Annotated in this window: 19 protein-coding genes and 1 pseudogene; 7 read left to right on the forward strand and 13 right to left on the reverse strand. The window is 66.5% G+C overall.

Annotated elements, in window-relative coordinates; all coding sequences use genetic code 11:
• Positions 1-78: 78 nt before the first annotated feature.
• A complete protein-coding gene (otsB, locus tag A5698_RS00705; RefSeq protein ID WP_231967239.1) occupies positions 79-3,777 on the forward strand; it encodes a trehalose-phosphatase in 3,699 nt (1,232 codons plus the stop codon).
• 17 nt (positions 3,778-3,794) lie between these two features.
• On the opposite strand, the gene A5698_RS00710 is transcribed toward otsB, so the two are convergent.
• The 5 genes from A5698_RS00710 to A5698_RS00730 are packed head-to-tail and all read right to left on the reverse strand — an operon-like array spanning position 3,795 to position 8,239.
• Positions 3,795-4,247, reverse strand: a complete 453-nt coding sequence (locus A5698_RS00710; protein ID WP_068292015.1) for a hydrogenase maturation protease — start codon at positions 4,245-4,247, stop codon at positions 3,795-3,797.
• The gene (locus A5698_RS00715) at positions 4,244-5,536 is read right to left on the reverse strand and encodes a Ni/Fe hydrogenase subunit alpha (RefSeq protein ID WP_068292018.1); all 1,293 of its coding nucleotides are present in this window, start codon (positions 5,534-5,536) and stop codon (positions 4,244-4,246) included. Before A5698_RS00715 ends, A5698_RS00710 begins: the two co-directional genes overlap by 4 nt.
• On the reverse strand, positions 5,533-6,291 hold the full coding sequence (locus A5698_RS00720; protein ID WP_068292021.1) for an NADH-quinone oxidoreductase subunit B family protein: 759 nt from the start codon (positions 6,289-6,291) through the stop codon (positions 5,533-5,535). Before A5698_RS00720 ends, A5698_RS00715 begins: the two co-directional genes overlap by 4 nt.
• Positions 6,292-7,107 carry an FAD/NAD(P)-binding protein gene (locus A5698_RS00725; protein WP_068292024.1) on the reverse strand — a complete coding sequence of 272 codons (816 nt, stop codon included), beginning with the start codon at positions 7,105-7,107 and terminating at the stop codon, positions 6,292-6,294. It abuts the gene before it with no gap.
• A gap of 31 nt (positions 7,108-7,138) precedes the next feature.
• Positions 7,139-8,239, reverse strand: coding sequence for a 4Fe-4S dicluster domain-containing protein (locus A5698_RS00730; RefSeq protein WP_067089365.1), 1,101 nt, complete (start codon positions 8,237-8,239; stop codon positions 7,139-7,141).
• A 108-nt stretch (positions 8,240-8,347) separates the two neighbouring features.
• On the opposite strand from A5698_RS00730, the gene A5698_RS00735 reads away from it, so the two are divergent.
• Positions 8,348-8,782 carry a pyridoxamine 5'-phosphate oxidase family protein gene (locus A5698_RS00735; RefSeq protein WP_067089363.1) on the forward strand — a complete coding sequence of 145 codons (435 nt, stop codon included), beginning with the start codon at positions 8,348-8,350 and terminating at the stop codon, positions 8,780-8,782.
• Between the two features lie 21 nt (positions 8,783-8,803).
• On the opposite strand, the gene A5698_RS00740 is transcribed toward A5698_RS00735, so the two are convergent.
• Complete coding sequence (locus tag A5698_RS00740; RefSeq protein WP_067089360.1) at positions 8,804-9,475, reverse strand: SRPBCC family protein; 672 nt, start codon at positions 9,473-9,475, stop codon at positions 8,804-8,806.
• Between the two features lie 207 nt (positions 9,476-9,682).
• Here A5698_RS00740 and A5698_RS00745 point away from each other — a divergent pair, with 207 nt between their 5' ends.
• The 3 genes from A5698_RS00745 to A5698_RS00755 are packed head-to-tail and all read left to right on the forward strand — an operon-like array spanning position 9,683 to position 13,014.
• Positions 9,683-9,967, forward strand: a complete 285-nt coding sequence (locus A5698_RS00745) for a DUF1876 domain-containing protein (protein WP_067089357.1) — start codon at positions 9,683-9,685, stop codon at positions 9,965-9,967.
• Between the two features lie 21 nt (positions 9,968-9,988).
• Positions 9,989-12,037, forward strand: a complete 2,049-nt coding sequence (locus A5698_RS00750; RefSeq protein ID WP_068292027.1) for an erythromycin esterase family protein — start codon at positions 9,989-9,991, stop codon at positions 12,035-12,037.
• Positions 12,037-13,014, forward strand: coding sequence for a 1-phosphofructokinase family hexose kinase (locus A5698_RS00755; protein WP_068292080.1), 978 nt, complete (start codon positions 12,037-12,039; stop codon positions 13,012-13,014). Before A5698_RS00750 ends, A5698_RS00755 begins: the two co-directional genes overlap by 1 nt.
• Before the next feature lie 11 nt (positions 13,015-13,025).
• Here A5698_RS00755 and A5698_RS00760 read toward each other — a convergent pair whose 3' ends face one another.
• Both A5698_RS00760 and A5698_RS00765 read right to left on the reverse strand, forming a co-directional pair.
• Complete coding sequence (locus tag A5698_RS00760) at positions 13,026-13,892, reverse strand: beta-ketoacyl-[acyl-carrier-protein] synthase family protein (RefSeq protein WP_068292030.1); 867 nt, start codon at positions 13,890-13,892, stop codon at positions 13,026-13,028.
• Positions 13,876-14,982: a 3-oxoacyl-ACP synthase III family protein gene (locus A5698_RS00765; RefSeq protein ID WP_068292033.1), complete on the reverse strand. Its 1,107-nt coding sequence runs from the start codon at positions 14,980-14,982 to the stop codon at positions 13,876-13,878. The genes A5698_RS00760 and A5698_RS00765 overlap by 17 nt, the downstream gene beginning before the upstream one ends.
• A 107-nt stretch (positions 14,983-15,089) precedes the next feature.
• Here A5698_RS00765 and A5698_RS00770 point away from each other — a divergent pair.
• Positions 15,090-15,784 (forward strand): annotated as a pseudogene (locus tag A5698_RS00770) (hypothetical protein).
• 68 nt (positions 15,785-15,852) lie between these two features.
• On the forward strand, positions 15,853-17,577 hold the full coding sequence (locus tag A5698_RS00775) for a GAF domain-containing sensor histidine kinase (RefSeq protein ID WP_084792159.1): 1,725 nt from the start codon (positions 15,853-15,855) through the stop codon (positions 17,575-17,577).
• A 1-nt stretch (position 17,578) separates the two neighbouring features.
• On the opposite strand, the gene A5698_RS00780 is transcribed toward A5698_RS00775, so the two are convergent.
• The 5 genes from A5698_RS00780 to A5698_RS00800 all read right to left on the reverse strand — a co-directional run bounded on the left by A5698_RS00780 (position 17,579) and on the right by A5698_RS00800 (position 22,003).
• Entirely contained in the window at positions 17,579-18,043 is a 465-nt protein-coding gene (locus A5698_RS00780) for a DUF5709 domain-containing protein (protein ID WP_068292036.1), read from the reverse strand.
• 54 nt (positions 18,044-18,097) lie between these two features.
• On the reverse strand, positions 18,098-18,571 hold the full coding sequence (locus A5698_RS00785) for a DUF2231 domain-containing protein (protein ID WP_068292039.1): 474 nt from the start codon (positions 18,569-18,571) through the stop codon (positions 18,098-18,100).
• Positions 18,572-18,691: 120 nt separating this feature from the next.
• Positions 18,692-18,979: a hypothetical protein gene (locus A5698_RS00790; RefSeq protein ID WP_068292042.1), complete on the reverse strand. Its 288-nt coding sequence runs from the start codon at positions 18,977-18,979 to the stop codon at positions 18,692-18,694.
• A 206-nt stretch (positions 18,980-19,185) separates the two neighbouring features.
• Positions 19,186-21,462: a heavy metal translocating P-type ATPase gene (locus A5698_RS00795; RefSeq protein ID WP_067089338.1), complete on the reverse strand. Its 2,277-nt coding sequence runs from the start codon at positions 21,460-21,462 to the stop codon at positions 19,186-19,188.
• An 88-nt stretch (positions 21,463-21,550) separates the two neighbouring features.
• Entirely contained in the window at positions 21,551-22,003 is a 453-nt protein-coding gene (locus A5698_RS00800; RefSeq protein ID WP_067089335.1) for a pyridoxamine 5'-phosphate oxidase family protein, read from the reverse strand.
• Positions 22,004-22,010: the final 7 nt, after the last annotated feature.

A 22,010-nucleotide genomic window follows, 5' to 3' on the forward strand; every position in this document is an offset into this window, starting at 1 on the left:
CCCTGCGGGGCTCTCCGGAACGGTCTCGATGACTTCATGCCCTACCGGTGCGCCGCGCCGAGCAGTCAGATGGGTGGCGTGAAGACACCGGTGACCATCGATCCGCGCTTGTACGATGCCGCTCTCTTCGGCCTCGACGGTCTCGACGACGGTGCCGCGTCGACGGTCACGCTGGCCAAGAAGCTGACTGACGCGGGGCTGGGGACGGCCGCCTACTCCACGAGCCGAAGCTGCGATCGGATCACGGGCGCGGCGGACCCGGAGGACCTGTTCACCGTCCGCGTCGACGGTGTGGTCGCCGAGGCGCTCGGCCTGCCCGAACAACCCCATCCCGCAGTCTTGCTGGAGGCGTGCGCAGGTCTCGGAGTGACACCCGAACGCTCGGTGGTCATCGAAGGCAGCGAACTCGGCGTGCGGGTCGCCCGGCAAGGTGGCTTCGCACTGGTGATCGGTGTCGCACCGGCCGGGTCCCACGAGACCCTGTTGTCCAGCGGCGCGGACGTCGTGGTGTCCGACGTCGCCGAGGTGGCCGTGCGACTGGGAGACAGACGCATCTCGACCTTGCCGAACGCCCTCGACTCCTATGGACAAATGATCGCCGCGGTCGACGGAAGGCGCCCGGTCGTCTGCCTCGATTTCGACGGCACCCTGTCGCAGATCGTCTCCGATCCGGACGCCGCCGTCCTCGTCGACGGAGCCGCCGAGGCGTTGGCGGCAATGGCGGAGCAGTGTCCGGTGGCCATACTCAGCGGGCGCGATCTTGCCGATATCCGTGCGCGCGTGGGTGTTCCCGGTGTCTGGTATGCCGGCAGTCACGGATTCGAGATGGTGGGTCCCGACGGCACCGAGTATCAGAACCCCAACGCCGCGGCGGCGCTCCCGGCCCTGCAGCGGGCCGCCGACGCGCTGTGCGACCGTTTGGGTTCGATCACCGGGATCTATGTCGAGCGCAAGCGCTATGCCGTCGCGGTGCACTACCGCAACGCCTCTGCCGAAAGCGTGGCCGAGGTCGTCGCCGCCACCCACGGGTACGGGACTCGTTTCGGTCTCCGCGTGACGACAGGGCGCAAGGTGGTCGAACTGCGGCCCGACATCGACTGGGACAAGGGATCGGCGTTGAAGTGGATACAGGACCGGTTACCACCGGAAAGTCGCTTGATTCCGATCTACATCGGTGACGACCTGACCGACGAGGACGCCTTCGATGCGCTACGGGCCCGCGGGATCGGCATCGCCGTGCGGCACGAGGAAGACCGGGACCGGCCGAGCGCCGCCGGTTTCACACTCGACAACCCGCAGCAGGTTTGCGAGTTCCTGCTACGCGGTGGCCGATGGTTGGCACGCCAGCGCGCCACCTCAACGGTCGCGTGGACCTACACCTTCGAGGGGTACGACCCACCGAGCGAGAAGTTGCGCGAGGCCTTGTGCACCGTCGGCAACGGATACTTCGCGACCCGCGGCGCCGCCCCTGAGTCGAAGGCCGGCCAGGTCCACTATCCGGGGACCTACGCCGCCGGGGTGTACAACCGCCTCGACGACATCCTGGCCGGCAAGAAGCTCGAACACGAAAGCCTGGTGAACCTGCCCAACTGGCTTCCGCTGATGTTCCGTATCGACGGCGGCCCCTGGTTCGATGTGGATGCCGTGTCGTTGCTGTCCTACCGCCAGACCCTCGATCTTCGAGGCGGAGTGCTGACCCGTGCCTTGCGCTTCAGCGACGACGCGGGGCGGATAAGCTCGCTGACTCAGCACCGGTTGGTCTCGATGAGACAGACGCACATCGCCGCACTGGAAACCACGGTCGTCGCCGAGAACTGGTCCGGCACCATCGAATTCCGGTCGACGCTGGATGCCGACGTCAGAAACGGGGGAGTGGAACGTTACCAAGGCCTGGCCAGCGATCATCTCGAGTCCCTGACGATGGCCGAGATCACGAACGACGCGGTGCTGATGTCGACACGAACCAGGCAGTCACAGATACCGATTGCGCTGGCGGCACGGACCACGGTCTGGCACGACGATGTCTCCGCGGTCGCGAAATATCGTCTGGTCGAGCATGAATTCGAGATCGGACATGACATCTTCGTCGACATGGCGGAGGGCCAGTCGGTGACCGTCGAGAAGGTGGTGGCGTTGGTGACGGGTCGCGATGTCGCCACTTCCGAACCCGCGGCGGGCGCAGAACGCAGACTCACACGGCAGGGCCGATTCCGCGAACTCCGCCAGGAGCACACGCTGGCCTGGGCTCACATCTGGGAGCGACTGTCCATCGAATTCGACGGCCACCCCGAGGAATTGAGGATCCTGCGACTGCATCTGCTGCATCTGCTGCAGACCGTGTCGTATCAAAGCGAGGACCTGGACGTCGGCGTTCCGGCACGGGGTTTGCACGGGGAAGCGTATCGCGGCCACGTGTTCTGGGACGAACTGTTCATCTTCCCGGTTTTGAATCTGCGGTTTCCGACCATCACGCGAGCGCTGTTGCGGTACCGGTACCGTCGGCTGGTCGAGGCTCGTCGTGCCGCCAAGCTCGCCGGCTATGCCGGGGCGATGTTTCCGTGGCAGTCGGGAAGCGACGGCCGCGAGGAAAGCCCGTCGCTACATCTGAATCCCCACTCCGGCCGGTGGAATCCGGATGCGAGTCACCTTGCGCACCATATCGGTATCGCGATCGCCTATAACGTGTGGCAGTTCTATCAGGTCACCGGCGACCTGGCATACCTCATCGACTACGGTGCCGAGATGCTGATCGAGATCGCGCGATTCTGGGTCAGCAGGACCACCTACGACGAAGCCGCCGACCGGTATCGGATCCTCGGTGTGATCGGGCCCGACGAGTTCCACTCCGGCTATCCCGATCGGCCGTACACCGGTGTCGACAACAACTCCTACACCAACGTGATGGCGGTCTGGGTGATCCTGCGTGCCGTCGAGGCCCTTCAAGAGATGCCACTGCCCAACCGACTCGACCTCCGGGAGAAGCTCGGGCTGACCGACGAGGAGCTCGAACACTGGGACCGCGTGAGCCGCCGCATGTTCGTGCCCTTCCACGACGGGATGGTGAGCCAGTTCGAGGGCTACGACGGGCTCGAGGAACTCGATTGGGACGGGTACCGGGCCCGCTACGGCAACATCCAGCGCCTCGACCGGATCCTCGAGGCGGAGGACGACGACGTCAACCGCTACCGAGCCTCCAAGCAGGCCGATGTGCTGATGTTGTTGTACTTGCTGTCGTCCGATGAGTTGCGCGAACTGCTCAATCGGCTCGGTTACCAGCTTGCGCCGGAGATGATCCCTGCGATGGTCGACTATTACATCGCCCGCACCTCGCACGGTTCCACGCTCAGCGCCGTCGTGCATTCGTGGGTGCTGGCCCGGGCGAACCGCGATCACGCCGTCGATTTCTTTCGCGATGTGTTGAAATCCGATGTCGACGACATTCAGGGCGGTACGACGTCGGAGGGCGTTCACCTCGCCGCGATGGCGGGCAGCGTCGACTTGATGCAGCGGTGCTTCACCGGCCTGGAAGTGCGCGGCAACCGCATCGTGCTGTCGCCGCACTGGCCGGAATCATTGGGGGCGTTGGGCTTTCCGATTCACTATCGTGGCCATCACCTACATGTGCGGGTCAGCGGTCGCGGAGCCGAAGTCAGCGTCGGGCCCCAGAATGTTCCGCCGGTGACCGTCGAGTGCCGTGGACGGGTCCAGCAACTCAAGCCCGGAAGCGTCATCAGGTTCCCCAGCGAACCTGAGGCGCCCGCACCCGGCCGGTCCTAGGCGCAGCAGGGTTCCGATCACATGGAGTGATCGAGTTCGGCGAGCACCGCGTCGACCACGCCGGGGATGGCGGCGGCGACATCTGCCGTCATACCGACACCGTGGCCCGCGTCGACAATGTCCACGCTGAACCCGACCAGGCGATCGGGCAACTGCCCCAATGCTTCTCCCAACGCGAATGCTTCCGGTAGGCCGATCGCGTGTGAACTGACGACCCGCGGTGGTCTGTTCTCGTCCGGAGTCCATCGCCGAATCCGACCGGGACTGGCCCCATCGCCCATCGCGGCGTCGACGACGATCGCGATGCCGACGCCGCTCCAAGCGTCGAGTAAGGCGCCAGGCTCACCCGTGGCAACGAGCACCCGCACACCCGGGAGGTCGCGCCTCGCGACTTCTTCGGCGACGGCAGGGCCGACTCCGTCGTCGCGGCGGAAGCTGTTGCCGATCCCGATCACCACGGCGCCGCTCACGACCGGTCGACCGTCAGCGTCAGGAAATGCGCCGAGCACGAGATGCAGGGGTCGTGGTTACGGATGGCCCTCTCGCACAGCGCGGTCAGCGCGTCGTCGGCCAGCGTGAGGTTCGCGCCAACGAGTTCGGCCATCTCGTGCTCGATGGCCGCCTGGTTCTGAGCGGTGGGCGGGACGATCACGGCCGCCCGCAGCAGTCCGTCGGCACCCACGTCATAGCGGTGATACAGCAGCCCGCGGGGCGCCTCGCTGACGCCGTGGCCCACCCCGTCCCGGGCGGGGACGTCGACGAATGGGCGGTCGGGAAGCCGATAATCGGCGATGATGCGCAATGCTTCGTCGATCGCATAGACGACCTCGACACCGCGAACGAGGATGCTCCGAAACGGATTTCGACACACCTCACCCAGCCCCGCGCGGGCGGCCGCCTCGCGGGCGACGGGGGAGAGGGTCTTGGAGTTCAGCGAGTACCGGGCGAGCGGACCGGTCAGGTAGCGGGCGCCGTCCAGTGTGGCGTGCAGCGCCGTGGACCGCTGCACCTGCGCCTCGACGACGTGGTCGCTGAATTCGCTGACCGCAAACGGGTGCCCCCCGCTTCTTCGGATGGTGCCGTTCTCGATCGGATAGCGGTCGGGCGCTGTGAGCGCCAGGAACTCGTGGTCGAATTCGGCTTCCGGGAAATCGAATTGGCTCGCTCTGTCGAGCAACCACAGCGCGTCGTCCATTGCGCCCCGGAGTAGCTCGGCCAGGGCAGCGAGCTCGCGGGGGTGCGGGACCGAATAGAATCCGCCCAGCCGAACGTTGATCGGGTGGATCGCGCGCCCGCCGATCTTCTCCATCAGCCGATTGCCGACCTTCTTCAACGCCAGTCCGCGCTCGATGAACTCGGGGTGGTCCCGAGCGAGGCTGATCCCGTCGGGATAGCCGAGGAAGTCTGGTGCGTGCAGCAGCACGATGTGCAGCGCGTGGCTGTGAATCCATTCCCCGCAGTAGAGAAGTCGCCGCAACGCCACCAGTTCCGGATCGACCGTCACCCCGCACGCGTCCTCGATGGCGTTGCACGCGCTCACCTGATAGGCGACGGGGCAGATGCCGCACACCCTGGCGGTGATGTCGGGTGGTTCAGTGTAGGCGCGGCCGCGCAGGAAGGCCTCGAAGAAGCGGGGTGGTTCGTAGATGTTCAACTCGACGGTGTCCACGCTCCCGTCACGCAGGGTGACGTGCAGGGCGCCTTCCCCCTCCACCCGCGTCAGCGCCCCGACGCTCAACGTCCGGATCTCTTCGCTCACCGGTCATTCCGTTCGTGGTTGAAGTTGACCGCGTTGAAGGTGGCGAAGACGCGCTCGACACCGGCGGCCGACATTCCGTCCCGGCGCAACACCGGAATGAGCGCGGCGGTGTTCGGGGTGGCGGCGGGTCCGAAGCATCCGTAGCAGCCGCGCCGATAGGTGGGACACAGCGCGCCGCACCCGGCGTGGGTGACCGGTCCCAGGCACGGGGTCCCGTCGGCAACCACGACGCATGTGACGCCGCGGTTCTTGCATTCCGTACACACCGTTTTGGCCGGCAACCGCGGTTTGCGCCCAACCAGGAGTGCCGCCAGGGTGTCGAGCAGTTGCCCGCGGTCGATCGGGCAGCCCTGGATCTGGTAATCGACGGTGACGTGTGTCGAGGCCGGCGTCGAGGTCGCCAGCGTGTCGATGTATTCCGGTTTGGCGTAGACGACGGAGGCGAATTCGCTGACGTCTGCAAAGTTCCGCAGGGCCTGCACCCCGCCGGCGGTGGCACACGCGCCGATCGTGACGAGCACGTTGGATTGCTCCCGGATCTCCTTGATACGACGCTCATCGGCCGCCGTCGTGATCGAGCCCTCCACCAGCGATACGTCGTACGGGCCGGCGACGGTGGCGCTCGATGCCTCCAGGAACGTGGCGATCTGCACCTGGTCGGCCAGCGTCAACAGTTCGTCCTCACAGTCCAACAAGGTCAATTGGCAGCCGTCGCAGGATGCGAACTTCCACACGGCTAGCTTCGGTGTTCCCACTTACAGCTCCTTCACGCTGAGCAGCGCCTCGGCGACGTCGTATCCGACGACCGGACCATCCCGGCACAACAGCAGAGGACCGAGCTGGCAGTGCCCGCACCATCCGATTCCGCATTGCATGTTTCGTTCCAGCGATACCTGGATCCTGTTTGGCGGCAGGCCTTTACGGAGAAGTTCGACGGCACCGTTACGCATCATGGCCTCGGGGCCGCACAGAAACGCGGTGGTGCGATCGGCACGCATCGGTGTCCGGCGCAAGGGTTCGGTGACGAAGCCGACCTCGCCGGGCCACCCCTGTATCGGGACGTCGACGGTCATGTGCACGTCGATGACGCCGCTGCTCGACCAGTCGGCGAGCTCTTGGGCGAAGAGAAAGTCGTCGCGGGTGCGAGCGCCCGCGATGAGGGTCACCCGACCGTAGGAGTCGCGATCGGTCAGCGTGGCCAGGACGACCGGCCGAAGCGGCGCCAGCCCGACGCCGCCCGCGACGATCACCACATCGTCTCCGACCGCCTCGGGCAGTCGCCAGCCGGTGCCGAACGGCCCCCGCATTCCGATCACGCTGCCGGGGGCGGCGCCGTGGAGTGCGCGGCTCACCGCGCCGACCGACCGAATGGTGTGGTGGATTGCGCCGCCGTCGGATTCCGGTACGCCGCTGACGGAGATCGCGATCTCACCGATGCCGAAGGCGTACATCATCATGAACTCACCGGGCCGGGGTGTCGGTAGCGGATCGTGCACCGGTTGCAGGGACAGCGTCGCCGAATCGCGATTCTCGTCGGTTCGGCGGCGCACCCGGTACGGCACCGGGGTCATCGCTGACGACGGCGCCTGCGGCGCCTCGGTTTCAGTCCTCACCGGCTTCGGCCTGCCGGGCGGCGAGGTTGTGCATCTCCTCGGTGATGTCGATTCCGGTGGGGCACCAGGCGATGCATCGCCCGCAACCGACGCAGCCAGAACTGCCGAACTGGTCATGCCAGGTGCCGAGCTTGTGGGTGATCCAATGGCGGTATCGCGAGGCGCCCGATTGCCGAACGCTCCCTTCGTGAATGAACGTGAAGTCGAACTCGAAGCACGACGCCCACTGCATCCATCGCTCGGCGTGCTGTCCCGTGAGATCGGTGGTGTCTTCGACGGTGGTGCAGAAACACGTGGGGCAGACCATCGTGCAGTTCCCACACGTCAAGCATCGACTGGCCACCTCATCCCACTGAGGCGATTCGCGTGAGTCGATCAGCAGCTCGCGCAGGTCGCCGGCAGGCATCCGGCGGCCCATCTTGTCGGCCGCGTCCGCGACATCGCCTCGAGCGGAGTCGATCTCGTCGGGGGTGGCATCGCGGTGCGGCAGAGCGGAAAGCACGTCTTCGCCAACTTCGCTTCCCACGTCGACCAGGTAATTGTGTCGGTTGCCGTCGATGCGTTCGGTGAGCGCCAGGTCGTAGCCGGGCCCGACCTCGGGTCCGGTGCCCATCGACGCGCAGAAGCACAGCCCGCCGGGTTCGGTGCAGTTGACGGCCACGACGAAGATCCGCGCCAGCCGACCGACGAACCCCTGGTCCGGATGACTGGCCACGCCGAGCACGCCGTTGAGGACGGCGATGGCGGACAGATCGCAGGCCCGCACCCCGAGGAACGCGTATTTCGGAGGCTCTTCGGACGTCTCGCCTTCGGAGGACCACAGCTGCTGCCGAGGTGGGTGGAGGAACTGTTTCCAGGACTGCGGTCCGGCTGAATGGCCGAACAGCGCGTCGTCGTCGCGTTTGCGCAACCGGTAATGGCCGGGTCCGGTGTCCACGCCCCAGCCCCGGGGCAGATCGTCGGCAGAGGCCAATTCGGCCAGGACGATCGCATTCTCGGACCGGGTGGGTCCGATGACCCGGTAACCACGCTGCTGAAGCGTGCTGACCAGTTCCCCCATGGCGGCGGCCTCGATCACGGCGCTGCTCATGGGCTCTATCGTCCTGCTAACCCTCCCGGAATACAGGGCCTTTAGGGCATTAGCCGAAGGGACTTTTGGCAGCGTCGCCTGGCGCTTGTTCTCCGTACCGTCGTAACCATGTCCACACCGACGCGACCGATCGAAATCCTCTCCGAGAGCGAATGCTGGAACCTGATGTCGGCTTCCTCGCTGGGGCGCCTCGTGACCAGCGTCGGCGGCGAGCCGGAGATCTTCCCGGTCAACTTCGTGATCCAGAACCGCACCGTGCTGTTCCGCACGGCCGAGGGCACGAAGTTGAGCAGCGCGGTGATCAACAAGAACGTGTTGTTCGAGGCCGACGACCACAACGCCGTCGAGGGTTGGAGCGTGGTGATCAGGGGCCTGGCCCGGACACTTCGCACCGATGACGAGATCGATGAGGCCGAGCGGGCGCAGCTGCTTCCGTGGACGGCCACGGTCAAACCCCATTACGTGCGGATCCGTCCGCTGCGTGTGACGGGCCGCCGGTTCCACTTCGGCTCGGAACCCGATCGCGGATTCACGGTCGTCTGAGCGGCTCGGCGGCGTCGTCGATCACACCGTGCGGTGCAAGTCGCCGGTGGCCTTCCCGGCGGATGTCTCGGCCTGAAACTGTTGCTGCGCCCTGCGTTTGATGCCGAGCAGCATCCCGCGGGTGACGAAGGCCCTTGCCGGCCCCGCTAACTCGTCGGCCAGCACCTGGCCTGGGTGCCGGAGCCGCGTGCGGGTCCGTACCATCAACCGACAGCGGTCATCCCAGTGCGCAACGATGTGGAACGACCACACGGTGTCCCACAGCGCCGGTGACATGGATCGCAACACGATCGATTCGCCGGCGACGACGTCGACCACCTGCAAGACGATCCCGTCCCGTAGGCCCATCCAGCCCTTGGGGGCCAGCCGCACAGCGTCCCCCGGTGCCAGGTCCTGCCACTCAGGATGGATGCGGTCGGCGTTCCGGTATTGCAGACCCGCGAAGTTCTCGAAGGCCTCGAACGTATACAGGCCACCACGATCCTGGCCGATCTGGACCAGCCACTGCCACACAGTCGAGGGCGGGGCGTCGATCCATACCGCCTCGGTGCTCTGGACGACGGGCCCGTCGAGCAGTTCGTCGCCGGCCAGCCGCATCCGGCATTCTTCCTTCGTCGTGCCCCAGTTGCGGTAGAAGCGCCGCGCTCCGTACAACACCGCGAGGGCCCCTCCTACCCGCAGCAAGTTCGTCATGGCTCCACCATGGCCGCTTACGCATCGCGCTACTAGGGCCGCTAGTCCTCGAGTCGCCGCCGGATGTGGGACACGGAAGGCCGCGGGGTCGGATCGTGCCCGGCGAACGGCCCCTCGAGGTGGGACTTCGGCCCCTATCCGGAATCGCGCTCCGGATGGTCGGATTCGACGTGGCAATCGAACTCTGATCATCGAGGAGATGGCGACATGAGCAAGCCTGACTCAGACCACGTGGTCAAGCACTGGACCGTCGAGGTCTCGATCGACGAGCACATGGGCCTCACCAAAGCCAAGGCTCGATTGTCCTGGCGGGAGAGGGAGGAGGTCGGCATCGGTATGGCCCGGCTCGATCCGGCCGACCGAAACGTGGCCGAGATCGGCGACGAGCTTGCCGTATCGCGCGCACTGACGGATCTCGGCAAGCGGCTGATGTCGGTGTCGGCCAGCGACATTGAGGCCGTCACCCATCAGCCGGCCAAGTTCACGTACTGACCTCTGAAACGGAGAAGCGAGATGACGCGTGCACGGGCGGCGGTCAGGAACGCGCCGCGGCGGGTGTTCCGCGATCGCCGCGAAGCGGGCCGGGTTCTGGCCGGGATGCTCGGCGCCTACCGAGGCGGGGAAGGCGTTGTCGTGCTAGGTCTTCCGCGGGGTGGGATCCCGGTCGCCTGGGAAGTCGCCGCGGCGCTGGCCGCTCCGCTTGACGCCTTCGTCGTACGCAAACTCGGCGCGCCCGGGCACGAGGAGTTCGCCGTCGGGGCGTTGGCGAGCGGGGGTCGTGTCGTCGTCAACGACGACATGCTGCGCGCGCTTCGGGTCACGCCTCAGCAACTCCGCGATGTCGCCGAACGGGAAGGCCGTGAGTTGCTCCGGCGGGAGGCGGCCTACCGTGGCGGCCGCCCTCCGGTGGACGTCACCGGTAAGACCGTGATCCTGGTCGACGACGGGTTGGCCACGGGAGCCAGCATGCTCGCCGCGATACAGGCGTTGCGTGACTCCGACCCCGCCGAGATCGTGGTCGCCGTGCCTGCGGCGCCGGAGTCGACCTGCCGGGAGTTCGCGGGGATCGCCGACGACGTGGTGTGCGCAAGCATGCCGACGCCGTTTCTGGCGGTGGGAGAGTCGTTCTGGGACTTCCACCAGGTCAGCGACGAGGAAGTGCGGGATCTACTGGCCACACCCACGTCCGGTCTCCCCACCGCCCGAATCCGGCTGCAGGAGGCGCCTGCGGAGGTGATCGACCGTGCGGCCGTGGATGCGCCCGGCGGCATGCCGCCGGTGGAGGCTCTCGACGAGATCATCGGCGATGCCCGGGTCGTCCTGATCGGCGAGAGTTCTCACGGCACCCACGAGTTCTACGAGGCGCGGGCCCAGATCACCAAGTGGCTGATCGAGGCGAAGGGTTTCTGTGGCGTTGCCGCCGAGGCCGACTGGCCGGACGCCTACCGGGTCAATCGATACGTTCACGGTCGGGGTGCCGACGGCTCGGCCGAGGAAGCGCTGCGCGGCTTCGAACGATTTCCCGCATGGATGTGGCGCAATGTCGTGGTCCGTGACTTCGTCGACTGGTTGCACGGTCACAACCAACGGATCGACACGGCCGGCGGTGGACGCCAGGCCGGCTTCTACGGGCTCGACCTCTACAGCCTGCACCGGTCGATGCGCGAGGTGATCGCCTATCTCGACCAGGTGGATCCGCAGGCCGCGGCGCGGGCGAGAGTGCGCTACTCCTGCTTCGACCATGCCTCAGCCGATGACGGTCAGGCCTACGGGTTCGCGGCCGCATTCGGCGCGGGACTGTCGTGCGAACGAGAGGTGGTCGAGCAACTGGTCGAAACGCAGAAGATCACACTGGAGTACGCACGTCGCGATGGGCTGTTGGCCGAAGATGAGGCGTTCTACGCGCAGCAGAATGCTCTGTCCGTGCGTGACGCCGAACGGTATTACCGCGCCATGGTCAGCGGCCGCGTCACGTCGTGGAATCTGCGGGACCAACACATGGCCCAGACGCTACAAGCGCTGTTGACCCATTTGGACCGGCGGAACGGGGCCCACACCTCCCGGATTGTGGTGTGGGCTCACAACTCTCACGTCGGCGACGCGCGCGCCACGGAGGTCGGCAGCGACGGTCAACTGACTCTCGGCCAGCTCGTGCGGGAGCGCTACGGCGACGGCTGTCGGCTGATCGGTCTGACGACCTACTCGGGCACGGTCACCGCTGCCAGCGAGTGGGGCGGCATCGCCGAGCGCAAGGTCGTCCGGCCCGCGTTGAACGGCAGCATCGAGGAACTGTTTCACGAGACGGATCGACCGGCTTTCCTGATCTCGCCGTTGATCAGCCGCGCATCCGCCCGCCCGCTCGATGTGGTGCGGCTGTCGCGGGCCATCGGTGTGATCTACCTCCCGGCGACGGAACGTCAGAGCCACTACTACCACGTGCGCCCGGGCGAACAGTTCGACGCCATCATCCACATCGATCGGACCCGTGCGCTCGAACCGCTCGAGGTGAGCAGTGTGTGGGTCGCCGGGGAGTCGCCCGAAACCTACCCGACGGGTTTGTGATGCAACGTAGTCGGGGGCAGAGCCGAACCGTCATCACGACATTGACGATGAACCCTGCGCTCGACATCACGACCAGTGCGGACGTCGTGCGCCCCACCGACAAGATCCGTTGCGCCGGAGCGCGGTACGACGCGGGTGGCGGCGGCATCAATGTCTCGCGCGTCGCCAGCGTCCTGGGAGTACCGGCGTCGGCCGTGTTTCCGGTAGGGGGTTCGACCGGCGGCCAAGTGGAGAAGCTACTCGCCGAGGCCGGTGTGCCTTCGCGGGTCATACCGATCGCCGATTCGACCCGCGAGAGCTTCACGGTCAACGAACGCACCACCGGTAAGCAGTACCGCTTCGTGTTACCGGGTCCGCAGATCACTCCGGAGGAGCAGGCGCGGTGCCTGGACGAATTGAGGGCGGCGGCCGCGTCGGCCGAGTTCGTCGTCGCCAGCGGCAGCCTGCCGCCGTCGGTGCCGCCGGACTGGTATCAGCGCGTGGCGGACATCTGCCGCGAGACCGGTTCACTTCTGGTGCTCGATACCTCGGGTGGTGGGCTGACCCATGTGACGTCCGGGGTGTTCCTGCTCAAGCCGAGCATCCGCGAACTGCGCGAATGTGTGGGTCGTGACCTGGTCAAGGAGGCGGCACAATTCGCCGCTGCCCGCGAGTTGATCGACCGCGGCATCACCCAGTCGGTGGTGGTGTCCCTCGGATCCCATGGGGCTCTCGTGGTGACCCCGCGACGCAATGAACGAATCCCTGCCGTGCCGGTGCATGTCGTCAGCGGCGTGGGCGCCGGCGACGCGATGGTCGCCGCGATCGTGGTCGGTCTCAGCCGTGGCTGGCCGTTGAATGAGGCGGTTCGGTTCGGTGTTGCGGCAGCCACCGCGATGCTGTTGACGCCGGGCACCGTCGCCCCGACGCGCTCCGACGTGGAGCGCTTCTTCGCCCGGGTTCCCGAGCCGACGCAGGTCGACTTCCTCCCCGCCTGAAGGGTTTCCAGCTACGTCCGGTACAGGGCTGCCCCGGCCGTCACGCCCGCGCCCGCGGCGATGATCATCACCAGGCCGCCGGTCGGGGTGGCGTCGGCGGCCTTAGCGAGCGCGGCCGCCAGGGCGGCGGTGTGCATGTGCTGGTCGTCGCCGACGATGATGCGTTCGATCGGGATGTCCAGCTCGGCCGCCAGCTCCGCTCGGAATGCCGGCCCAGCCGGCGCCGCCACTATCGACGCGATCTCAGCGATTTCGGTATTCGATTCGGTGAGGCAGCGCTGTGCCGCACGCACCGCGGTACGCGCGAAACAACGTTCCGCAGAGCGTGATTCGCGAATCCTCAGAAGATTGCGGTGATCCACCATCCCGATGGTGGCCGACACCGTGTCGTCGTCTTGCGACCGTTCCCACCAGACCGGCCCGAGCCCGCGTCCGTCTTCGGACCAGCCGCACAGCAGCGAGGCGCCTGCGGGGCTGTAGGGGAATGCCTCGCTCGCACCGCGTCCCGGATCGGCGTCACCGGCGACCACCAATGCGCAGTCGATCACCCGCGACCGCAGGAAGCCGTCGACGATGTGCAGGGCGGTGAGCATTCCGCACGAGCCGTTGGCGACGTCGAACGAGAAGGTGCCGTGCCCGCCGGTGTGCGGCTGCTCGTCATTGGCTCCGATGTCGTCCTGGATCATCGAGGCGAGGGCGGGCTCGCCGAGATTGCGGTCGCGGTAGATGCCCGCGTTGACGAGGAGGTCCACCTCGTCGGCGTTGCGCCGGCCTTTGCGAAGGCACTTCTTCGCCGCCCTGTCGATCAGCCGCAGAGCACTGTGACGGTTCCGCCAGCCGCCGTGCACCACGGCGATCTGGTCAATCACGGTTCCCATAGTGGCTCACCAACTCTCGGTCCAGCGTCAAGAGGACGACGCCGATCTCCAGACCGGATGCCAACGCGATCAAAGCGATGGTCTCCCCGGGTGAGATGCGCCGAGCCTCGAGCTCTTCGATGAGCGCCACGGTGTGCGTCGTCGACGCGGTGTTGCCGTAGCGGTCGACGGTGACGACCGCCTCGTGTTTCGGTGTGGCGCCGAACTTGGCCGAGACTTCGGCCATGCCCTTGCGGATCGCGCGCGCCGACGTCTGATGGGTGATGACGTGGTCGATTTCGTCGATGGATCGTCCCGCCTCCCGGAGTACCTCGCGCAGCAACGTGGGCGTGTTCGCCATGGCGGCCCGGTGGATGCCCCGTGCGTCGGTGAACATCCGCGCCCCCGGGTCGTCGCCCTTGGGGTAACCGAGACAGAGTCGGCTGTATTCGGCCAGCGTTGTGAAACCGGCCAGGATGATGCTGCCCGAACCGGCCGGAGCCCTTTCGAGTAGGAGCGCCGCACCTGCGTCGCCGAGGGTCAGGGAGGCCAGTTCCTTGCTCATGATGTTGTGCACATGGCGCGCCGCATTCCGGCCCAGCTGCGAGATGTACTCGCCGCTGACGATCAAGGCCCGCTTCACGGTGCCCTGCCTGATCATGTTGTTGGCAACGGTGACTCCGGTGAGCATTCCGGCACACGCGTTGTTGAGATCGAAGGTCATCGCCGTGTGGGCGCCGATGGCGTGTGCCACCGCGGAGCTCATGGTCGGCTCCAGCCTCTGTGTCAGGCCGCCGCGAAACTTCGTGATGCTGCAGTTGATGACGAGGTCGATCGATGCCGGATCACGTTCGGCCTTCGTGAGGCAATCGACCGCGGCGGCCGTCGCCAGGGTGTAGGAGTCCTCGTCGCCCACCGACACCCGTCGCTCACGGATTCCGGTCAGCCGTTCGAGATCGATGTGGGTGTGATGGCGTGTGGTCGACATCAGGTCGTCGGTCGCCAGGTGCGTTGCGGGCAGGTGCCGTCCCGCGCCTGCGACCCGGGTCTCGAACATCGGGGGCGGTCCGTGCGAGGGAGGCTCCATCACCAGCCAATGTGTGCCTGCCATGCGCTCAGCATGGAAGGTGGTCGACGCGTGAAACAGAGCGTTTCGGCCGTGTCGCGCAGGGACCTTCGGCCCTTAGTCGATCGCCCGCACAGACCTACGGTCGACGCATGGCAAGGATGAACGCATGGGTGCCGACGGCGATGGCGGTGCTCGGTGGTGTCGCGTTGTACCGCGCCCACGTACGGCCGTGGATCTACACGTGGGGGGCGACCGAGCCTGAGATCACCGCCGAGTTGCCCGGCGACGAACTGGTGGCGACCGACGCGCCACGTACGACACGGGCCGTGACGATCGACGCACCCATCGGTGCGGTGTGGCCGTGGCTGGTCCAGATAGGGGAGGACCGGGCGGGGTTCTACAGCTACTCGCTTCTCGAACGAGCAGTGGGTGCCGCTATCCACAATGCGAAGTGCATCCATCCGGAATGGCAGGACCTCGCTGTCGGCGACACCGTGTGGCTGGCGCGCCGCTACGGCGACGCCGGACGGCAGGTGGTGGCCGCGATCGAGCCCGAGGTCTACCTGGTGTTGGTGTCGCCAGAGGACTACGCCCGGTTGCAGCGCGGGGAGAAGGCCGGCGGGGCGTGGATCTTCCATCTCCGCCGCACGGGCAGTTGGACGCGCCTGCTGGTCAGGGAAGTGGGGGCGCAGTCGGACATGCCCTGTTCGACATCGCCCACTTCGTCATGGAGCAGAAGATGCTGCGTGGTATCCGAGATCGGGCGCACCAGGAGGCAGAAACCGACCGGAGCAACGCGACGGTGCGCGAGCTGCCCCGTGAGCGAATCGCAGCACGAGGCTAGCGGTAAACGCGATCGTCAATTACCGCCGATTGCTCGCATAGTGGCTTGACAAGTGGCAGCATGGCGGCATGGTTGACCCGGCGCAGCCCGCCGAACCGTGGGGCGGGGCTGCCAGGCCGCCGGTGCGGGAGACCCTGTCCCAGTTGCGCCTTCGTGAACTGCTCATGGAGGTCCAGGACCGCGTGGAGCAGATCGTCCAGGGTCGGGATCGACTCGACGGCCTCGTCGACGCGATGCTGGCTGTGACATCGGGGCTCGAACTCGATCAGACGCTGCGGGCGATCGTGCACACCGCGATCGAACTGGTCGATGCGCAGTATGGCGCGGTGGGGGTGCGCGGCCACGACCACGAACTGGTCGAATTCATCTACGAGGGCATCGACGAGTCGATGCGTGAGCGTATCGGTCATCTCCCCGAAGGGCGAGGTGTGCTCGGCGTCCTGATCGACGATCCGAAACCCATTCGGCTGGAGAACATCTCGCACCACGCGGCATCGGTCGGATTCCCGCCTCATCATCCGCCGATGAAAACATTCCTCGGCGTCCCGGTGCGTATCCGCAGCGAGGTGTTCGGCAACCTCTACCTGACCGAGAAGGCCGGCGGTCAACCCTTCAGCGAGGACGACGAGGTGCTGGTGCAGGCGCTCGCCGCTGCCGCCGGAATCGCGATCGACAACGCCCGTCTCTACGAACAGTCCAAGGTGCGGCAGTCCTGGATCGAGGCCACGCGCGACATCGGCACCGAGCTTCTGGCCGGCACGGATCCGGCATCCGTCTTCCGCCTGGTCGCCGACGAGTCGCGTCACCTCAGCGGCGCGAAGTCGACCGTCGTGGCGATTCCCGCAGACCTCGACCTTCCCGCAGACGAGGTCGACGAGCTCGTCATCGCCGCCACCGCGGGTGATTCGGTGGACGGCTCACTGCGGACCGTGCCAACGAGCGGCACCCCGATCGGGCAGGCGTACCTACAGCGGACTCCGAGTAGGTTCGAGAGCCTGGAATTGGCGCCGGGCGTGGCCCACACCGGCCCAGCTCTCGTGCTACCGCTACGCGCGTCCAATACCGTCGCCGGCGTGTTGGTGGCCGCGCGCTCGCCCGGATCGCCGCCGTTCAGCGCCGACGAACTCGACATGATGGCCGCCTTCGCCGACCAGGCCGCGCTGGCGTGGCAGCTGGCCACAACCCAACGGCGGATGCACGAACTCGATGTGCTCAGTGACCGTGACCGCATCGCCCGTGATTTGCACGATCACGTCATCCAGCGGCTGTTTGCGATCGGGCTTGCGCTGCAGGGCACCATTCCTCGGTCTCACAAGCCCGAAGTACGGCAGAGGTTGAATGAGTGCGTCGATGACCTCCAATCGGTCATCCAGGAGATTCGCACCGCGATCTTCGACCTGCATGGTGGTGACGCGGGCATCACCCGTCTCCGCCAACGGCTCGACGAGGCCGTCGCGCAGTTCGCGCAGCCGGACATGCGGACGACGGTGCAATTCTCCGGCCCGCTGTCGGTCGTCGATGCGAACCTTGCAGATCACGCAGAAGCGGTCGTGCGCGAGGCCGTCAGCAACGCCGTTCGCCACGCCAAAGCTTCGACACTGACGGTGAATGTGGTTGTCGGAGACGATCTGTGCATCGAGGTAGTCGACGACGGGTGCGGCATCAGCGAGGACATCACGGGAAGCGGATTGACGAATCTCAGTCGCCGTGCTGAAGATGTCGGCGGCGAGTTCTCAGTCGCCGCCGTTTCAGGGGGCGGCACCAAACTCAGATGGTGCGCACCGCTTCCTTGAGTCAGTCGTCTGAGAGTTGTTGGTCGTTCTGGTCGTCGATGATGTGCATCGCGGCCTCTTCGGCTGAGGCTGCGCCGCCGCTGATTCCGACATCGGCTGCGATCAATTCCGCCTCTTCGTCCTCACCGAAGCCCATGTCCGGCGCGATGAGGCGGCCAGCACGCGCTCGACCGACTTCACGGTGTTCGGGGAACTCGGCTTCGCGCTCCGCGTCATCGGAGCGTTGCTGTTCGCGGATGTCCAACAAGACATTCAACCGTGCCGCCGGGTCTGGTTTTTCCTCCGCCAGCATCTCGTCCATGTTCCCGGACGGATCGAACGCGCTGCGGCCCCAGGGCCTTTCGGGAGGCGAGTACCCTTCGTCCAGCAGGTCGTCGGTCCCGCGGTCGATGAGGGTGTCTTCGGATGACAGTTGGTCCTCGTCATACTGGCCTGACGCGGGTCCCGTTCCGTAAGAGGCGGTCATGGCGTAATTCTCGATGTGGGCGCAGCTGTCACGTAGGGCCGAAGGACCTCGAAGTCAGTCGGCTTCGGTCAGCTCACCGCTCCACACCGCTCGCGCGCCGGAATCGCCGATACGGACCACCGCCACGATCGATGAGATTCCGACGATGGAGGCGGTCAACGCGACCCCGACAATGGCCAGCGTCCGGCGCCGGTCCGATCGTCCGTCGAGCCAATGCAGGACGGTCAGTGCGACGGCGACGAGTGCCATCGCCACCGAAAAGTAGATCATCCATTCGCCGCGCTCAGCATGGACCTGCAGGGCATCTCCGGGATTCTGCTCGCGGTCGAACAACCACTCGCCCGCTTCAATCGTCAGCGGTGTCAGAACCAGCGTGACGGTGGCCAGCGCCAGCACCAGCCAGACCAATCGCCGCCGAGCTGCTGGCCAGACTGCACAGAGAATTTCGAGCACCGCAGTCAGGGGCGCGAGAACCACCATGAAGTGAACGAACAAGACATGAGCCGGCAGGCCCGCGATCACGGTCATGGCGCTCCTTGCTTCGATGGACGACTGAAAGCTAACCGAGCATCCCGCTAGCGACGTCGCAATCGGCGCGATTGATGGCCGGGTGTCCAGCGCCGTTCCTGCGCCCCCATCACCTGGGGCTCAGTTGCCCGGCGCTGGCCTGCGAGGCGGTGTCATGCCGGGGGTCATCATGCCGGGGCTCATCATGCCCGGGGCCATCATGCCGTTGCCGTGCATTTGCTCCCAATGCCGCTGATGATCGCCGCCGTCGATGCCGCGGCCGATGACGAATCCGGAGAAGAAGACCACCGCAAGGATGAAGACGACAGCGGCGGCGACGCCGGCCCAGGCCAGGATCTGGTTCACCGGACGGTGCCCGGTCGCGACGATCGGGGTTGCGTTGGTTGCTGAATCGGATTGCTCAGTCATCTTGTTTTCACCTCGCTTAGTCGCCGTTGTGCGACTTGTGTCCACAATCCGCGCCTGAGACGTCGATGAGTAGGGCCGATGGTCAACAACTTCGGTCGAAGTGGCATGTGGCCCTTTCGATCCGGCGCAACGGCGTGAGCTGTCGGCGAGGGGGCACACGAGTGGAAGGGGCTGACGCGCTACCGGCGCCTCGCCACTTTCATCGGCTAACCCGACGGCGGGTCGTCCTCGGCAAGAGTGAAGTAGTTCTCCTCCTCCTGAAGGAAGTGCAGCCGCAGAACCGCGTGGAGTCCGTACAGGCACGCGAGGAGGTCGTCGCGTTGATCGGGTTGTATGCCGCCGCTCGCCCTGGCGAGTTCGATGTGGGCGGCGATCCGATCGGACAGTCGGCGAATCTCGGCATGCGTCCTGCTCATGGTGGCCGTGGCCTCCCCGCTCCCGAGCGGACGGGCGAGCGCCGGATAGAGGTGCGACTCCTCGGCCTGTTCGTGCGGCAGAATCCGGTTCACGAGGAAGGTGTTCGCGCGGCTCACCGACTCCAGCGCCACCGCATCCGCGCCCGTGGCCAATCGGTCGGCCGCCTCGCGAAGAAGATCGACGGTATCGCGGAGTTCGTCGTGCTCGGCGGAGAACTGCCGGAGCATGTTCTCGGTGTCGGCGGACAACTCGACCTCGAGGGCGGGGTTTCCGCGCAGTGCGCGGAGCGCGTTGAGGATGACGGCTACATCGATGCCCTCCTGCAGCAGCGCGCCCGCGACGGGAGGCAACCAGCCGAGGGCGGCAATCACCATGGCCGCCAACGACAGTGTCATCCCGGCCACGGCGCTCTGCACGGCGATTCGGCGTGACCATCTGGCGATGTCCATGGCGTCGGCCAGGCGGTCCAGGCGGTCGGTGGTCAAAACGATGTCGGCCGCTTCCGAGGACGCGGTCGCACCGCGCGCGCCCATTGCGACACCCACCGTCGCCGCCGCGAGTGCAGGCGCGTCGTTGACGCCGTCCCCGACCATTACGGTCACGTCGCGTCGCTTTTCGTCTTCCACGGCGGCGACCTTGTCGGCCGGGGTCTGCTGGGCGTACACCTCGTCCAGGCCGAGCACGGTGGCGACTTCGCGTGCGGGTTCCGCTCGGTCGCCGGTCAGCATGACCAGTCTGTTCAGGCCAGCGGATCGCAGGCGGCGCACTGTGCGAGGGGCGTGCCGTCGCAACGGATCTCGCAGCAACACCGCACCGACCGTGTCCCCGTCGACGCGCACCCAGGCGATGGCCGACGAATCCAGGCTCGCCCGATTCACTGCTGCCCGTGCCCAATCGACGTCGTCTATGTCGCCGGCGAATTTTCCCACTTCGATGCGGTGACCGTCGACGGTGCCCGTGACGCCGCGTCCGGCCTGCTCGGTCACGTCGCACGGGAGCGACGGCTTCAGCCCGCGGGTCAGCGCCTCGGTGACGATCGCCTCGGCCAGCACATGCGGTGACATCTGGTCCACCGACGCCGCTAGCCGAAGGACCTCGGCGGCGTCTTGCCCGGGGCCGGTCAGCACGCCAACAACCCCGGGCCGGCCCATCGTCAATGTGCCCGTCTTGTCCATGACCAGGGTGGTTGCGCTCCCCAGCGCCTCGAGCGCGCCGCCGCTGCGGATCACCACCCCGTGGCGGGAAGCGCGCGAGAGACCGGAGACGATAGCGACGGGCGCAGCGAGCAGCAGTGGACACGGCGTGGCCACCACCAGGACGGCGACTGCCCGCACCGCTGACCCAGAAGCCAGCCAGGCTGCACCTGCGACGAGGAGCGTCAAGGGCAGGAACCACGCGGCGTACCGGTCGGCCAACCGGACGATCGGCGCGCTTTCGGCTCGCGCGTCTTCGGCCAGGCGCACGATGCCTGCGTAGGTGCTGTCCCTCGCGGTGGCGGTGGCGCGGAGTTCAAAAGAACTGCCCGCGTTCACCACACCGCTGCGGACCGTTTCACCGGACCGGTGTTCCACCTGCATGGCTTCGCCGGTGAGGACCGATTCGTCCAACACCGCCACCGAGTCGGCGATGCGTCCGTCTACCGGCACGGTTTCACCGGAACCCACCACCAGTAGGTCACCGACCGCGACGTCGGCAATCGGGATGACCCGGACCTCCGCCCCGACCCGGCGGCGGGCGAACCGTGGGGCATGTTCGAGCAGCGCGCGTAGGTCATGGGAGGCGCGACGCTCGGCGGTGGCTTCGAGGGCGTGCCCGCCGGTGAGCATCACCGCGATCAGCGCACCGGCGAGGTATTCGCCGACGACGAGGGTGCCCGCGAGGGAGAGGACCGCGATCACGTCGACACCGAGGCGGCCCTGTCGCAACCCCGAGATCACCCAAAGCACCGCGGGCAGTACCGCGACCAGGGTGGCCAGAATCCAGCAGATGTCGGCTGGCTCTCGTTTCCCAAGCAGCCACAGGATGCCGCCGACCGAGAGCGCACCCACTGTGAGTAGCACCAACATTCGGTCCAGCAGCGATTGCCGGCGAGCGTCGCTTGGAGGCTTCTTCTCCACGTCGTCAAGGCTGCCGACCCCGTTGGGGGGGTCAGGCCTACTTCGGGACCCCATCCTGGCTGACCGCGTGGTACCGCGGAACCCCCCGCTCCTGGAACTGCCGACCGGTGATCTTCTCCGAGCGGATACGAACGAAGTGGTCTCGGCGCCCTTCGACCCACGGCTGCACGAACGTGCCCGAGACCTCGACAAGATCTTGGACATCGGTGAGCTCCTCGGCACGTCCGACGACGACCACGCTCCATCCGGTCCGCAGGTCGGGATCCAACTCGTCGGCCTCGAACGCGACGAGCTGATTGCTCGTGGCCGCGATCAACTTCGGACCCTCAGCGACCCTGACCACGACGTCGTCGCGCCAGAGCCGAAAGTTCACCGGATGCACCGCGGGCACTCCCTCGTCTGTGAACACCAGCCGGCCCACCCGTACCCGTTGCAGGAGATCGAGACAACGCCTGCGATTGAGCTCTTCTAGGCTCTGTCCTCTGGGCATCCCGGTC

The sequence above is a fragment of the Mycobacterium sp. E136 genome, assembly GCF_001666865.1.
GTDB lineage: Bacteria > Actinomycetota > Actinomycetes > Mycobacteriales > Mycobacteriaceae > Mycobacterium.